This is a genomic window from Providencia sp. PROV208, assembly GCF_028479465.1.
In the GTDB taxonomy this organism is placed as follows: Bacteria; Pseudomonadota; Gammaproteobacteria; order Enterobacterales; family Enterobacteriaceae; genus Providencia; species Providencia alcalifaciens.
Map to the genome: position 1 here is coordinate 229,026 of NZ_JAMPNS010000003.1, position 16,705 is coordinate 245,730.

12 protein-coding genes are annotated in these 16,705 nt (G+C 40.8%); 6 read left to right on the plus strand and 6 right to left on the minus strand.

The window, feature by feature from the left end; translation table 11 throughout:
* Positions 1–2: 2 nt before the first annotated feature.
* The 3 genes from PR766_RS02880 to PR766_RS02890 all read left to right on the plus strand — a co-directional run bounded on the left by PR766_RS02880 (position 3) and on the right by PR766_RS02890 (position 5,231).
* Positions 3–3,686 carry an AAA family ATPase gene (locus PR766_RS02880; RefSeq protein WP_230086824.1) on the plus strand — a complete coding sequence of 1,228 codons (3,684 nt, stop codon included), beginning with the start codon at positions 3–5 and terminating at the stop codon, positions 3,684–3,686.
* A 199-nt stretch (positions 3,687–3,885) separates the two neighbouring features.
* On the plus strand, positions 3,886–4,485 hold the full coding sequence (locus PR766_RS02885) for a nitroreductase family protein (RefSeq protein WP_006662801.1): 600 nt from the start codon (positions 3,886–3,888) through the stop codon (positions 4,483–4,485).
* A gap of 446 nt (positions 4,486–4,931) precedes the next feature.
* Entirely contained in the window at positions 4,932–5,231 is a 300-nt protein-coding gene (locus PR766_RS02890; RefSeq protein ID WP_006662802.1) for a hypothetical protein, read from the plus strand.
* Between the two features lie 247 nt (positions 5,232–5,478).
* Here PR766_RS02890 and PR766_RS02895 read toward each other — a convergent pair whose 3' ends face one another.
* Both PR766_RS02895 and mak read right to left on the minus strand, forming a co-directional pair.
* On the minus strand, positions 5,479–7,428 hold the full coding sequence (locus tag PR766_RS02895; RefSeq protein WP_006657169.1) for a bifunctional 2',3'-cyclic-nucleotide 2'-phosphodiesterase/3'-nucleotidase: 1,950 nt from the start codon (positions 7,426–7,428) through the stop codon (positions 5,479–5,481).
* Between the two features lie 717 nt (positions 7,429–8,145).
* Positions 8,146–9,054 (minus strand): fructokinase, encoded by a 909-nt coding sequence (gene mak, locus PR766_RS02900; RefSeq protein ID WP_006662804.1) that lies wholly within the window; start codon positions 9,052–9,054, stop codon positions 8,146–8,148.
* A 175-nt stretch (positions 9,055–9,229) separates the two neighbouring features.
* On the opposite strand from mak, the gene rdgC reads away from it, so the two are divergent.
* The gene (gene rdgC / locus PR766_RS02905) at positions 9,230–10,135 is read left to right on the plus strand and encodes a recombination-associated protein RdgC (RefSeq protein ID WP_154636323.1); all 906 of its coding nucleotides are present in this window, start codon (positions 9,230–9,232) and stop codon (positions 10,133–10,135) included.
* 236 nt (positions 10,136–10,371) lie between these two features.
* Positions 10,372–10,887, plus strand: a complete 516-nt coding sequence (locus tag PR766_RS02910) for a GNAT family N-acetyltransferase (protein ID WP_006662805.1) — start codon at positions 10,372–10,374, stop codon at positions 10,885–10,887.
* A gap of 37 nt (positions 10,888–10,924) precedes the next feature.
* Here PR766_RS02910 and yedF read toward each other — a convergent pair whose 3' ends face one another.
* The 4 genes from yedF to exbB all read right to left on the minus strand — a co-directional run bounded on the left by yedF (position 10,925) and on the right by exbB (position 15,061).
* Positions 10,925–11,164 (minus strand): sulfurtransferase-like selenium metabolism protein YedF, encoded by a 240-nt coding sequence (gene yedF, locus PR766_RS02915; RefSeq protein WP_006657165.1) that lies wholly within the window; start codon positions 11,162–11,164, stop codon positions 10,925–10,927.
* Positions 11,161–12,375, minus strand: coding sequence for a selenium metabolism membrane protein YedE/FdhT (gene yedE, locus PR766_RS02920; protein WP_154636322.1), 1,215 nt, complete (start codon positions 12,373–12,375; stop codon positions 11,161–11,163). Before yedE ends, yedF begins: the two co-directional genes overlap by 4 nt.
* Positions 12,376–13,697: 1,322 nt before the next feature.
* Positions 13,698–14,129 (minus strand): TonB system transport protein ExbD, encoded by a 432-nt coding sequence (gene exbD, locus PR766_RS02925; protein ID WP_006657163.1) that lies wholly within the window; start codon positions 14,127–14,129, stop codon positions 13,698–13,700.
* Between the two features lie 5 nt (positions 14,130–14,134).
* Positions 14,135–15,061 (minus strand): tonB-system energizer ExbB, encoded by a 927-nt coding sequence (exbB, locus tag PR766_RS02930; protein WP_006662806.1) that lies wholly within the window; start codon positions 15,059–15,061, stop codon positions 14,135–14,137.
* A 366-nt stretch (positions 15,062–15,427) separates the two neighbouring features.
* Here exbB and metC point away from each other — a divergent pair, with 366 nt between their 5' ends.
* Positions 15,428–16,612 carry a cystathionine beta-lyase gene (gene metC / locus PR766_RS02935; RefSeq protein WP_154636321.1) on the plus strand — a complete coding sequence of 395 codons (1,185 nt, stop codon included), beginning with the start codon at positions 15,428–15,430 and terminating at the stop codon, positions 16,610–16,612.
* Positions 16,613–16,705 lie beyond the last annotated feature (93 nt).

A 16,705-nucleotide genomic window follows, 5' to 3' on the forward strand; every position in this document is an offset into this window, starting at 1 on the left:
GCGTGAAAATTTTAAGCTTACGTCTCAAAAATATTAATTCCCTTAAAGGTGAATGGAAAATTGATTTCACTGAAGAACCGTTTGCCAGCAATGGGTTATTTGCCATCACTGGTGCTACGGGAGCAGGAAAAACCACCTTATTAGATGCTATCTGCCTCGCGCTATACCATCAAACCCCACGTTTAGGGCAAATATCAAAAAGTAAAAATGAACTGATGACTCGCCATACGGGCGAATGCTTAGCGGAAGTAGAATTTGAAGTTAAAGGTATCGCTTATCGTGCATTCTGGAGCCAACGCCGCGCAAATAATAAAGCCGATGGCAACCTCCAAGATCCTAAAGCAGAGCTAGCAACCGTCGCTGATGGGCAAATTATCGCAGAAAAAGTCAGTGAAATTCGTGAAAAAATTGTGCAAATCACGGGATTGGATTTTGGACGTTTCACCAAATCTATTTTACTTTCCCAAGGTGATTTTGCCGCTTTTCTCAATGCCACAGAAAAAGAACGCGCTGACTTATTGGAAGAGATCACTGGCACCGAAATTTATAGTCAAATTTCGGTCTATATCTTTAATCAGCATAAACAAGCCAAAACTGATCTCGATCTCCTTCGAGCACAAGCCAGTAGCATCAATCTGCTTACGGAAATCGAATATCAAGAGCTTGTTGAAAAGCAGCAACAATATTCAGCCCAAGAACAGCAGCTGGGTCAAAGTAAACTTCGCCATCAACAAGCCGTGACTTGGCACCAACAGTATCAACAGCTCGCACAAAATACCCAGCGATTACAGCTAGCGCAACAGCAAGCTCAACAACGCTATCAAGCGGCAGAGCCCCAATTACACAAGCTCGCTCAAAGCTCTCCTGCGGAAGCCTTACGCCCGGATTGGCTGGCAGTGCAAAGCTTGCAAACTCAACTTGATGAACAGACTCAAAAACAGCAACGCATAACCCAACACTTAGAAGAGGCTCAAAAGCAACGTTTACCTTTAGTGACCCAACATGCCCAAGCGCAGCTTGAACAAAATCAATACAATGAATGGGTACAGAAAACGACGGTCATGATCGATAACGAAGTGCGCCCATTAGACAATCGACTTTCCCAGCTCAATCAACAAAAATTGCAACTCTCAGAGCAATTAAGTCAGCTAAACAGTGAGTATTTACAGAAAAAAGCAAGTGTAGAGAACGCTCAGCAGCAAATTGATCATGCTAAGAGTGGGCTGAATAAAACGCAATTATTTCTCCAAGAACACGCAAATGACGCCCAAATAATTACCCAATTAGGGCGCTGGCAGCAGCAAGGTCAATTTGTTTATGAACTGACTGAACAACTCACTAAAAATCAGCAAAAACAGCACGCAATCAAGCTAGAATGGCAAACATTGCAACAAGCTCAATTGCAAAAACTGAAAGAACATCAAAAAGCTCAGCTCAGTCTTGAAGCGTTTCACTCCCGCTTTAATCAGTTTGAAAAACAATTTCAAGAATACAAAGAAAAACACGATATAAGTGCAATTAACGCTCTCATTATTCAACTGCAAGCACAGTTACAGCATGCTCAAATACTGCCACTTTTACTCTCGCAACATGAGGAAAAACACCAGCAAGTACAGCTACACATTCAGCAACAAAACCAGCTCGCAGAATCTATCCAGCAAGTGGAAAAACTGATTGCAATTACACAAGATAGAGTGACTCAATTGGAGCCTCAACGCCAAGTTTTAGAACAAAAACTTCAATTAGAACAAAAAATTGTCAGCTTGGAACATGAACGCCAACAACTCATTGAAGGAACACCGTGCCCCCTTTGTGGCTCATTAAAGCATCCTGCTTTAGAGGCATACCATGCTGTTACGCCAAACGAAACCCAGCAACAATTGGTTGCGCTCAACACACAGATAGAATCCGAAAAACAACAACTCACCGAACACCAAGCATTATTACAAGCGGATAAACGTCGCCAACAAGATAATGAAGCAACACAAAAACAGTTACAGGTCCAATTAGATGCTCTCAATACCCAATGGCGACAAGCTTGTAAGCAAGCACTTACACCGGAATTAGCGAAAACACATCTCGCAGTAGAGCAATGCCTTTTAGATTTGCGCAATCAACTCACGGTTCAGCAAACCATCACCAGTGAATTTACACAGCTGGAACGCCAACACCAAGAGGCAAAAAACCACTATTACGAACAGCAAGCTCAAACTAAGCAACTGCTCTCCGAGCTATCGCTTCTTGATGAAAAACTTAAATACCATTCCCAGCAATTAGACGAAAACCAAGCGGAACAACACGCTTTGAAACAACGCGTTGAGCAGCAAACACAGCAGCTAGCCACCTCGCTCTCGCCATTTAACCTAACGCTACCAAGCCAAGAACAGTTTTCCTCTTGGCTAAAAGAAATTGAACAACGCGGGCAATACTATGAGGCGCAAAAAACAGACGCTCAACAGTTCGCTAAAAGTATTGAGGTTCATGCCGCTACTCTCGCAGCGGAAACAACCTATGCACAACAAATTGAGCAACAACTCGCGTCACAACAGCAACATTTTGAGCAGCTAAATCAGCAAATTGGACATGCGAATACCCAACGTCAAAACATGCTAGACGGTCAAGCTATCACTATTTTTACCCAAAATATGCAGGTGCAGCAGGCTCAATATGCTCGTAAAGTCGATGAACTTACTCTGCAAATCAGTGAGATAGACAAACACATCGCCGCACTCACAGGAAGTGTCCAAGAACTCGATGAACAACTCAAACAACTCAATCAACGGCAATCTGTTGCACGAACTCAGTTTATTGATGCGCTTAAGAATAGCCCGTTTGACACCCAAGAGCAGTTTCTGAATGCCCTCCTTCCTGCCGAAGAAAAAATTCAGCTTGAGCAACTTAAACAACAAGTGACTCAGCAGCAGCTTGAAGCGGAAACCCGCTATCAAGAAAGCCTCTTATCTCTCGCCAATCATGAACAACAACGTTTAGTTGAATTTGCGGAGTTGTCATTGGAGCACATTCAACATGTATTGACTGAGTTAGATAATAAAATCAAGGAATTAAACCAACAACAAGGGCAGATTATTAACCAACTCGAGCGCGATCAACAGCAACGTCACCAACAGCGCGAGTTATTGAATAAAATTGAACAGAGCCAATTAAGCTACGATGATTGGAGTTACCTCAACAGCTTAATAGGCTCCGCTGAAGGGGATAAATTTCGTCGTTATGCTCAGGGGTTAACCTTAGACTGCTTAGTCTCTTTAGCTAACCAACAACTCGATAAATTGCATGGTCGCTATTTGCTGCAAAGAAGCCATTTAGCCAACCTTGAATTACAAGTTATTGATGGCTGGCAAGCGGATAGTATTCGCGATATTAAAACACTGTCTGGAGGGGAAAGCTTCTTAGTCAGTTTGTCACTAGCCCTTGCACTCTCTGACATGGTGAGTCATCGAACCCAACTGGAATCGCTCTTTCTTGATGAAGGTTTCGGTACATTGGATGCCGAAACCTTAGACATTGCTTTAGATGCATTAGAGAGCCTCAACGCTTCAGGAAAAACCATTGGTGTTATTAGCCACGTTGAAGCCATGAAAGAACGAATTCCGGTACAAATTACCGTGAAAAAAGCAAATGGTCTTGGCTATAGTGAACTCCCAAGCCACTATCGTGTCAGTTAATCTCAAAAAGCCTAAAATAAAGCTACTAATATGATTTTTATAGATTTTTAACTACATGCAAAAATTTGAATGTTTAGGTTAAATTTTTTTTCTATGATTTTAAAGGGATACCTTTATAGTTATTCACATCGAAACAAGTTACGGCTTCTGAGGTTGTTCAATAAATTGCCGTGCTCTAAACAAAAGCAAGGGGACAAACATGTCTAACGCATTTATCGAAATGATTAAAAATCGTCGCACTATTTATAACTTAGGCGACTCATTACCTATCTCGGAAGAGAAAGTTGCTGGATTGATCAAAGAAGCCGTTAAGCACTCACCATCTGCATTTAATTCACAGACTTCACGTGTTGTCGTGTTATTTGGTGCACAACATAAAAAACTGTGGAACATCACCAAAGATGCTTTACGCGCTATCGTTCCTGAAGCAGCTTTTGCTGGAACTGAGCAAAAAATCAATAGCTTTGCCGCAGGCGCTGGTACTGTGCTGTTCTTTGAAGATAAAAATGTAGTCACTGGCTTACAAGAACAATTCCCATTATACGCAGATAATTTCCCTATCTGGTCTGAACAAGCGAGCGGTATGGCGCAACTGGCAGTATGGACAACATTATCTCAGGAAAATGTGGGTGCATCACTGCAGCACTACAACCCATTAATTGATAATCAAGTGCAAAAAGAATGGGATATTCCAGCAAATTGGGTTTTACGTGCTCAAATGGTATTTGGCTCAATTGAGCAACCGGCGGCTGATAAAGACTTTATGGACGACGACGTTCGTTTCAAAGTATTCAAGTAATTCATCACTAACCGTTATTATATTAAAGCCTCTACAATTGCTTGTAGGGGCTTTATTTATTCATTCCAATCATTATATATTCCATTATATAGCACACTTCAATTTCATTAATTTCTTAACAAGATAAAACTCCAATCTATCGCAAATTATTACATATAAAATTAGAACAGTAGATATTACTCATTTTCAATCACTGCTTATTTAAAAATAATATTTAGTTTTTATATATAAGTCGCATTTTTATAAGAAAATGTCTTTTTAATCGCTCATATGAAACTGAAAATAACTTTAATTTGATTGACATCAATATGTTATATTCCCATGATAATAGTATTTACTTATAGACTAAATTTTTATTTCTGCATTATCGGTATTTGAACTACACTAAAAATAAGAGCACAAAAGCAGTATTGGATGGTGGTCAGTGTTATTAAAGGGGGTGGACTATGAAACGTTTATCTTTATTAACTACTGTAGTGACAATCTTCATTTCAAGTTGTTCTTTCGCGAGTAATCTTAACCCATCGTCAGGAGGCACAGTCTCATTTGGTGGTTATATCTATGAACCTCAGTGTGAAGTCAATATCGCAAATCAAACTCATGTGAATATTGATTGTTATCGTAATGGTAAAACCGTTACCGCTTCAGGCTCATTGAAAAATGGCAAAAAAGTTGAATCCGAGTATGTCAAAGTTGAATATGACAAATACAGTAAATTACCTATGTTGAACGTAACTTATGAATAAGTTAATTGAAGATTTAATAAGCATCATCATTCGGGGAGCTGCTATTTACTCTCAAGTTTAAACTCCCCGAATGTTATTCCCAGCCCTCACTTCGCTATCGCTTGCCACATTATTGCCAAGTTCAACCATCTTAATATTTTCTTCATTTATTTTTTCATATAAATGTCACCCCAAAATACACGGTAATGAAAAAAGCCTGACACAAGTGACAGGCTTCAGATAATTACCGCTTTTATTACTGCTGAAATTACTTAGCAGTTAAATCAACTTGGTAAATTGCAAATCCAATATCATCAGTACCTACTTTCTTCATTGGATACTGAGCGTGCTGCTGAATAAACTCAGCTGCTTTTTCACTTGGTGAAGTTTCAAAACGAACATCAAGCTTTTTATCGGTTTTGATTGGAGTGAATGACCAGTTATTATCGGCCTTCGAAACGACTTCACCTTTCTCTTTAGAAACTTTAGCAATATACGCCGCTAAAATCGCACGGTTTTCATCTGGCGATGCAAACGCAATATGCGCATCACCCGTACCTGCGAACTTACCGCCATAACCACGATAGTTATTGGTCGCGATTAAGAATGCCGCTTTAGGGTCGATTGGTTTGCCTTGGTAAGTCACATTTTTGATACGATTAGCATCTTTATTAACCACTTGACAGTCAGTGTCATACTTAGCAGGCTGAGTCAGGTCAATCTGATAATTCACACCACTAATAGTGTCAAAGTTATAGGTTCTAAAACCATCCCAGTTAATCAGGCTTTGTGGCTTAGTTGATTGTGCATCGATTTGGTTGAACATGCCCGCAGAGCACTCTAACCATTCAACCACATCCGCACCTGTTGCTTTTACTACCACTAAGGTATTTGGATAGAGATATAAGTCAGCAGCATTACGGAAAGTTAAATCCCCTTTTTCCACTTCAACAAACTCAGAAGGTGCATTTTTACGTCCACCGGCTTTGAATGGTGCCGCTGCCGCTAATACTGGTAAGTCAGCTAAGTCTGGGTCCCCTTGGATAAAGTTACGGGTGTAATCCATCTGAGCATCATTCACAATCTGAACCGTTGGATCGCTTTGAACTAATGCCAAGTAGCTGTACATGTTTTCAGAGGCTTTACCAATCAATTTACCCACGAAATCACGAGTACCTTGATGCTGCTCTTGGATGATTTTTACGAGTGATTCATCGCGCTCAACCAGTGCTTTCTTGGTGGCTTTATCATAAACAGGGCGGGCATGAGCTTGAGCATCAACCACTTTCCAATCGCCGCTGTCATTGTTAACCACCAAATCAACTACACCTAAATGGTCACCCCACTGTCCTGGCATAACTGCTGGAATGCCATTAACCGTGCCTTTTGCCACATCGACGCCTTTAATATCGGCGAATTCTTTGCTTGGGAACACACCGTGAGAATGACCAAACATAATGGCGTTAATACCCGGTACTTCGCTGAGATAGTACACAGAGTTTTCTGCCATCGCTTTGTATGGCTCTTGTGAGAATCCTGAGTGAGGAATTGCCACAATCAGGTCTGCACCCTCTTTCTTCATTTGCGGCACAAACTTTTTAGCGGTTTCAGTGATGTCATTCACCTTCACTTTGCCTTCTAAGTTTGGTTTATCCCAAATCATGATTTGTGGTGGCACAAATCCAATGTAGCCCACTTTGATTGTATGGGTTTTGCCATCACGATCTTTTACTGGGGTATCAACAATAATGTAAGGTTTGAAGTAGTTTTCACCCGTTTTGGCATCAACGATATTCGCGTTGACGTAAGGGAATTTTGCGCCTGCAATGGCTTTTTTCAGATAATCTAAACCAAAGTTGAATTCATGGTTACCGAAGTTTCCAACTGTGTAACCCATGGTGTTCATTAGGCTATGAGCTGGATGAGATTCACCGTCTTTTAAGCCTTTATTTGCCATGTAGTCAGCCAGAGGGCTGCCTTGAATTAAGTCACCGTTATCCACCAAAATCGCGTTGGTCGCTTCATTTTTAGCAGCTTTAATCAGTGTCGCTGTGCGTACCAGACCAAATTGCTCTGTGGGTTTATCTTTGTAGTAATCGAAGTCAATTAGGTTACTGTGAACATCGGATGTTTCCATGACACGTAAGTCAACCGTGGCAGCATGGGCATTAAATGCCACCAGCAGAGCCAAAGATGAAATTTTTAGAGCCTTTTTCACGTTAAATCCCCTTTGTTGCCTTTTGAAGGAACGCCCTTCATAAAATCTAGATTCATTTCATGGTTATTGAGTAAAAATCCAACAATACCCGAAATAAAGCCTATCACTGTGTGTTAGATATCATGTTTTAATGATAATGCCTGCAAACAGTAACCATTTTTTGTGACTAAATCACGGTTTTAGTCCATTTATGAATCCCGACTTTTATATAGCTCACAAAAATAGATTTATCCGGTAAAAATCACCGCTATTATTTGAGTTATCGATAAAATCCGCTATTCCCCAAACAACTCACCAACACTCACTTTATAAGTAGCCAAATCCACCAGCTCAATTTTTGTACTTCCATCCTTGCCTTTCTTTTACTTTTACTTTTACTTTTACTTTTACTTTTACTTTTGAATTTTTCGCTCTTCCCCTCACCCTATGCTCTAAATAATTCGCGTTGTAGCAAGGCGGCAAGTGAAGCTAATCCCTAGGAGCATACATAAGTATGTGATTAGGGTTAGTGAGCGTAGCCAACGCAGCTACAGCGTGAAGTATGACGAGCATTAATCCCTAGGGGCATCCATGAATATGTGACTAGGGTTAGTGAGCGTAGCCAACGCAGCTACGGCGTGAAGTATGACGAGCATTAATCCCTAGGAACATACATAAGTATGCGACTAGGGTTAGTGAGCGTAGCCAACGCAGCTACAGCGTGAAGTATGACGAGTATTAATTTTCAGAGCATAACCAAGCAGCCCCTCGCACCCCACTCGAATCCCCATGCTCCGCTTTCCTGATTGGCGTATCAAACTCTCTACCGAACACCCATTGACGTATTTTCTCTGGCAGTTTTTCATATAGCTCATCAACATTACTCATTCCACCACCTAACACGATGACATCGGGATCGAGCATGTTGACGGCTTGAGCAAGTGCTTTGGCAAGGCGATTTTGGTAATTTTCGAAGGCTTTTATCGCATGCTTGTTGCCATTTTGCGCCAATTGAATAATTTCTGTTCCCGTCTTAGATTCTCCGGCTCGCTTTTTATAGTCCGCCATAAAACCTGTTCCAGAAACAAACTGTTCTGTGCAGCCATTGAGCCCGCAATAACATTTTTCCCCTGCAAGAAACAGCCTATCTTGGTCATCTTGCCACGGTAAAGGATTGTGTCCCCATTCCCCCGCGACCCCATTACCTCCAGAATGAACTTGACCATTGATGGCGATCCCTGCACCGCATCCAGTTCCAATGATTACGGCAAACACCACTTTAGCACCAGCTCCAGCACCATCCACCGCCTCTGAAACCGCAAGACAGTTCGCGTCATTGGCCATTTTGACAGGACGACCTAAGCAGTGAGCTAAATCCTTATCGAAAGGTTGTCCATTTAACCATGTTGAGTTAGCGTTTTTCACTTTTCCAGTAATCGGAGAAAGTGTTCCGGGGATCCCTAAACCAACGCTCCCAGTTTGCCCTGTTGCCGCTTCTGCATCATTCACTAAACGCTTAATCGCATCGAGTGTTCCTTGGTAATCACCACGTGGTGTGGGTGTACGCTGGCGAAATAAGATATTGCCGCCATCATCCAACGCAACCACTTCAATTTTTGTACCACCTAAATCAATACCTATTCTCATCATGGCACTCACTTATTATCCATTTGTCATTTAATTACCTGTCTACATTATTAGACTCCCTTTATAGAAAGTAAAACCTGTAAAGCATCCGGCATTTTTTTTCGCTTAATAACAGACAATTCGCTATCATGTCCGCCTTGCTAAACATGTTTTTAATGACAAAGGTAGGTTTTTCATGTGGTTCAAGAATATATTGGTCTATCGCCTGAATCGGGATTTGGCACTCTCCGCGGATGATCTGGAAAGACAACTTGCGCCGCTCGCTTATACCCCTTGTGGAAGCCAAGACATGATGAAAACGGGTTGGGTACCTCCAATGCGTGGTGCCGATGCTCTCACCCATGCTGCTAATAACCAAATTCTCATTTGTGCTAAAAAAGAAGACAAAATGCTGCCATCGCCAGTGATTAAGCAAGCATTACAAGAGAAAATTGAAAAATTAGAGGCAGATCAAGGTCGCCAACTGAAGAAAACCGAAAAAGCATCTTTGAAAGATGAAGTCGTGCATGACTTACTGCCGCGAGCCTTCAGTAAATTCAGCAAAACCTACATTTGGATTGATACCGTTAATCAACTCATTATCGTCGATGCTGCCAGTGCTAAACGTGCCGAAGATAATTTAGCATTATTACGTAAAAGCCTAGGTTCGCTTCCTGTTGTACCGCTCACATTTAAAGACCCAATTGAACTCACATTAACTGAATGGGTACGCTCAGGTGCATTACCTCAAGGCTTTGCAGCTATGGATGAAGCTGAGTTAAAAGCGATTTTAGAAGAAGGCGGGATTATTCGTTGTAAGAAGCAAGACCTGATTTCTGACGAAATTGCTACACACATCGAAGCGGGTAAGTTAGTCACAAAACTCTCATTGGATTGGGAAGAGTGCGTACAATTTATGTTGTCCGATGACGGCTCCCTGAAAAAATTAAAATTCAGTGACAAACTTAAAGAACAAAATGACGATATTCCAAAAGACGATTTTGCTCAAAAATTTGATGCCGATTATATTTTAATGACAGGCGAGCTCAGTGCCTTGATTGCTCGTCTCATTGACGTTCTCGGCGGTGAAGCCGAACATTAATATTATTTAGCTTTTCGTCCTGACCTCACGATGGCAACACACATTCTCGCATGTTGCCATTTTCTTTTTAGACCCTGCTTGCAGAGCCACAATTAAGTCATTGACTGCCTCCCTAATCTCTGGTTGATTAAATTACATCCTTGCAACAAATCAGTAGCAATCTTGATTATTTAATAACAACAACTAATGCAGCTTCTCAATGAAGTTTTGGTCAATATTCGAGCGAAGGAATGGTTATGATAGAATTCATCGAGCCAGAAGTGGATGAAAACTCAGTCGTCTCCTTACAGAAAGTGACGGCAGAAAATTTTTCAGAAATTTGTTTACTGAGTCATACACTCAGTGAGGCACAACGTAGCATGGTGGCAGACAATGCCTATTCAATGGTCGAAGCCCAATTCTCAGATTGTGCTTGGTACAGAGGCATTTATGCGGATGATATCCCTGTAGGATTCATTATGCTGCATTCAGGCTTAGATGATGATGAACTTGAATATGATGGCATTATGTTATGGCGATTTATGATTGCAGAACCTTACCAAAAATTAGGTTTTGGTCGCGAAGCATTGATTCAAGTGATCCGTTATTTAAAAAAGAAAGGCTACCCTCGACTGTATAATAGCTGTGGCGAAGGTGAAGAAAGCCCCTTTGAGTTTTACCAAAAACTCGGTTTTATCCCAACGGGTGGCTATATTGACGATGAATGCGAACTGGTGCTCGATATTGCCAGCTGGCAAGATACGGAAGAGTAAATAACATGAAGGCGGGTTAACCCCGCCTTACCTATCACTATTTTTGAATTAAATAGCGAATTGTTGGTCCATCTTGCTGAATATCCAATACTTTATAGCCATAGTTTTTAGCATCTAACGGGATATTATTGATAGATTGAGGGCAATCACTCACCACTTCTAATATCTCTCCAGGTTTTAACGATGGCATAGCTTCAAGCGTTGCAACCGCAGGATATGGGCAAGGTTCACCCACCATATCTAATCGATAATCCGGAACTATTTCTTTATGGCTCATGCAGCCTCCACGGAAGTATTCGCAAGTTTTTGCTCGCGTTTACGGAAGAAATGTTTTTCCCATACCAGCATCAAAATAAATGCAATAGCTAATAAAACGTATGTGACAAGCAACCCGCCCTGTGGTCCAAATGTTTCCAGCAGGTTCACTTTGTCAAAGTCAGTTGCTAACCATGGACCTAAATCATCCCAGTAGTAAGCCAAGATAGTCGCACCGATAATATTACCGAAACCAACCCACCAGTAATGAACTTGACCTTCTACTGCACGATACATCCAACCGGTTTCACAGCCACCAGCCAACACAATACCAAAGCCAAACAGTAATCCACCAATCACGGCATTCGGACCTGCCCACATGATTTTTGGTGTAGCCCCCAGTTGAACATAGCTGAAGATACCAATTGCACTCACCGCCATCCCAATAATGATCGCTTTCGCCATATGGGTACGACCCGTGATCCATAAATCACGAAATGCCGATGTGAAGCAGATTTGAGCTCGTTCAATCAATAAACCAAAACCGATCCCACAGAGGATTGCAAAGCCCATTACAGGTGCATCTAGAAGCGTATAAAAGCCCCATGCCATCGCAATAGCAAAGATAGCCATACCGAGTTTAAAACGTTTTTTAGCGGTATTAGGATTTTGAGTTAATGGGGATGCCGTTGACACTTTTTTTAGTTTTACCGCAATACGAAACATCGGTAACAGCGTAAATTTGGCACCAAAATATGATCCGGCCGCCGTTGCGACAGCAAAGAACCATGCATGCAACGAGAATTGAGGGATACCAGTAAAGAAAGCCGCTAAGTTACATCCCATCGCTAGACGGGCGCCAAATCCAGCGATAATACCGCCAAGGATAGCTTGGAATATACGGATGCGATGTTGTGGCATGCGAATTTTCACGTTATTTGCCCAGAGCGCCGCGGCAAAACAACCTGCAAACATACCGATAATCATCACGCCATCAATTCTATCTAGGGGTGAACCTTGGAAACCAATAACTTTGAAGTAACCCCACTCTTCTGGATGAGCACCAAATAACTGCATGATGTGTCCACCCCAGCGAGTAAATTCACCAGTTACCGCCCAAAATGTTCCCGTTAAGCCAAAATAATACGTCGATAAAATACCTGCTGCGATCACCGCAGGCAACGGTTTCCAAAAACCGATGAGATAGTGAGATTTAAACTCAGACCAAGTCATTTTTACTTCCAAAGTGATTCAAGCCAGTACCTGGCAAAGAATTCCGCCGTTGTATGATATGTTGATAAAAGCCCCACAGCGAAGAGGTGCACATCATACTCTGTTACTTTTTATCATTAAATAACAAACTGTGAATATTCTTAGAAAAATTGATTTAGATTCAAGCTTTACTCTGAGTCTATTGCGTATTTTTTCACATGAAATCTGATCACATACTCAGCATTTTTCTAGTAAAAAAACTAAAAAAAACGCCATCTTAATGATGGCGCATGGAAATGTAGTCTTATATTATTTATAGAGGAGTATAATATGAAATTATTTTTTATTACATCTTTGCTGTGTAGTCTAAAGTCAGCCCATTTGACTTCAGTAATAACATTCAAAATCCACTTCTAACAACTTAATACGATACATTCGAGTCTGACTGGTTATATTTATTTTTAATATAAAGCTTAATCAAACATCAATTATAACTTTATTTATTCCCTAGCATTAGTAAATTTAAAAAATAAAAAACTCGAAGTAAAAAATTATTAAAAAGTATTTCAAAATGTTATTGCCTGCATTATAGCGCCCATGAAATGTTGCGCAAGTGTTTTTTTATTTTATTTAAGCAAAACCAAAAAATAAACAAAAAATAGTTAAATAACAATTTGATAAGCTTTTTGCTGATAATGAAATCATCAAGGTGATATTTATAACAGCAATTACATATTTATATTTCATTATTTAAGGTGATTTAACATTGTTTTATTAATAACACTTATATTAATAAAATAAACTCGTTAATTTACTCTCTTTTTTATCCTTTCAATTCAGGTGAAATATATTAATTATTTTTTACCTTTTGTAAGCTAGGCTTTAGCTGGTTAACTATACATCTGTTTTGAATAGAGTGTATACATTTCTTATACTTCACTCTAATAATCAGTAAGTTCCACTGAAACCCACATTGCTCCCCGCCGAATCAATACCCTTAATTGGAGTATTTACTACTCTTACTCCCCTCATGAATAATCCCATACAATATAAATGGTTTATTTTCAATTAACCTTCTTCATTTCTTATTTGATAAGAATTTTATCTCGGCAGGATTTAAAATTACTCTAACTTAAATAAAATTTTAAGAAATACAGAATAAAATTGAACGTTTTATTTATGAAACTATAAAGATAAACAACAGTTTTTATCAGAAATATTGCAAAGATATGCAAGAAGCTTGGCGTGAAAAAAGTATTGATATGAAAATACGTTTTATCTCAAAACATCAGTGTCATGATGCCCACACGTGCTACTGAGATAAAACGCATGATTACGAGCCGCTATTTAGCGCTAGCGGCTGTTGCTTCCATCCCGACTAGGCCAATCTTGAGATATCCTGATTGACGTAATGCGTTCATCACATCCATCATGGTCTCATAATCTACGCTCTTGTCTGCTTGGAAAAAGATGGTAGTTTCTTTATTGGTATTCGTCGCTTGATCTAACGTTGAGCCCAATTGCTCTTTCGTAACTGCTTGTTCACCAATAAATAACTGACTATCTGACTTCACCGTTAAGAATACTGGCTTTTCAGGTCGAGGCTGAGGCTTCGCCGTGGAAGCAGGTAAATCAACTTTAATATCAACGGTAGCCAGTGGCGCTGCAACCATAAAGATAATCAGCAGAACCAACATAACATCGATAAACGGTGTTACGTTGATTTCATGCATTTCACCGCTATCGTCTTGTTCGTCACCTAAACGCATTGCCATAATGATTACCTTGCTTTGCTGTTTGCCAGATCGAGGTCACGCCCCAGTAACAACGCTGCCTGTGCAGCAACATCGCCCACTTGACCACGGTAGTTATTGATCATCCGAGCAAAAATATTGTAAATCACGACCGCAGGAATCGCCGCGATCAAACCAATTGCTGTCGCAAGTAGCGCTTCTGCAATTCCTGGAGCAACAACCGCTAAGTTTGTCGTTTGAGAATGGGCGATACCGATAAAGCTGTTCATGATCCCCCACACTGTACCGAACAGACCCACAAATGGAGAAATCGCACCGATTGTCGCTAAATAACCATTACCACGCCCCATATAGCGACTGATTGCAGCGACCGAGCGCTCTAAGCGAAAGGCAGTACGATCTTTGATTCCTGACAGATCTTGGCTACTCGCAGAAAGTGCTCTTTCTGTTGTCGCTTCCGCTAATAACATACGTGTAATACTGTTCGCTTTAAATCCATCAGCGATCGAAACCGCTTCATCAAGGGATTTTACTTCGGCGATTGCTTTGGCTTCGTCTTTTAAACGACGACGCGCAACTAAAATTTCGCTTCCCTTAGATAAGAATAATGCCCATGTGATCACTGATGCGAGTAACAGACCGATCATAACCGTTTTCACAACGACGTCTGCGTTCTGGTACATACCCCAAACAGATAAATCTTGGTCAAAACCACCGCCATGAGCTTCTGTAGCAATTTCCACGTTTTCAGTGACTGCGGTATTCGTAATGACAGTCTCAGTTGCTACCACTGGTGTAGACGCTGATTCAGGTGTGGAAGTCGTATTGACAGGGGTTGCTGTTGAACCTTGGCTTGCTACTGGTGTACTAGGAGTGGCAGCGGGTGTTGTTTCCGCGGATGCTGTGCCCATTAAGCCGATCGCCAATAGAATAGAAGCTGTTAATTTACGCATCAGTTGGCCTTTACTCTCTTATTTGTGTTGTATAAAAAAATTTATATCGATGATTGTGCCATTCATCGACTAACCATTAAAAGCGAAATTTGACTCGCGAATTCATCTCTTTTCGTCAAGATGTGCAGATAATATCAAACACAGCGCGAATTGATAGTAATTATCATTAGTATTCACAATTTTTTGTGACCTATCAACGTTGTCATTGATAGCGGTCACGCAATGCCATCATGATTTTGCTGGTTATAATGAAGAAAATTCAGCTAGCAACTTTTGTTCTTGCGTTAAGCAACTGAAATCATTTAACGTCAGGTGATAACTTAACCAATCATTTGGATTTTCTATCGGTAAATAAGGCATCGCTCAATGAAAAAAATTAGACCCGAAACCCAGCTCGTACACCTTGGTAGAAACCCTAAATTCACGCAAAAAGGGGTCAATCCCGTCATTCAACGTACCTCTTCCGTAATTTTTGATTCAGTAGAAGATAAAAAACATGCCGTACGTAACCGTGCTAATGGTGTTTTAATGTATGGTCGCCGAGGCACACAAACCCATTTTGCATTCCAAGAGGCCATGACTGAATTAGAGTGCGGTGCTGGCTGTGTCCTTTATCCTTCCGGTGCAGCGGCGATCACCAATGCCATCATGTCATTCATCAACGCAGGGGATCATATTCTCGTTACAGGCTCCGCGTATGATCCGACCCAAAATTTTTGTGACAAAATTCTAACTGGTCTCAATGTCGAGACAAACTACTTTGACCCACTGATTGGTGACAAAATTGCCGATCTAATTCGCCCTAACACTAAAATCGTCTTTCTAGAGTCACCAGGGTCTATTACGATGGAGGTCCACGACCTTCCCGCCATTGTGAAAGCGGTTCGTCAGAAATCCCCTGAAATCATTATCATGATCGACAATACATGGGCTGCAGGCGTTTTACTCAAACCGCTTCTGTTTGATGTGGATATCTCGATTCAATCAGCGACTAAGTATATTAATGGGCATTCGGATGGCATGCTAGGATTGGCAGTTGCCAACCAGCGATGCATTGAAACATTGCGTGAAAACTCCTATCTATTGGGGCAAACCGCCGATCCAGATACCGTGTATATGGCTGGTCGAGGGCTTCACACCCTACCAACTCGCCTTAAACAACATGAATCAAATAGCTTAACCGTCGCAAATTGGTTAGTAGAGCACCCATCCGTTGCTCACGTTTTTCATCCTGCGCTTCCAAGTCATCCCAGTCATACCGTTTTTAAACGCGACTTTAGCGGCTGCAATGGATTGTTTTCATTCCAGTTAATATCCCGTTTATCACCTAAACAATTCAGTGATTTTCTCGATCATTTCAGTCATTTTAAAATGGGCTATTCATGGGGAGGATTTGAATCTCTGATTTTAGGTTATCAAACAGAAGATTTGCTCAATATGCGTCAATATGATTACCAACCAGATTCAGGGTCATTCTTCCGCCTACATGTTGGGTTAGAACATCCACAAGATCTTATCGATGATTTACAGCGTGCATTTGAACGTATTTAAGCGTCAACATTTCATCATGATTATTAGGCAGTTAATCACTGCCTTTTAATTAATTCCCTAAACAAATCAAACTAGGCTGAAATTTTTCCTGTA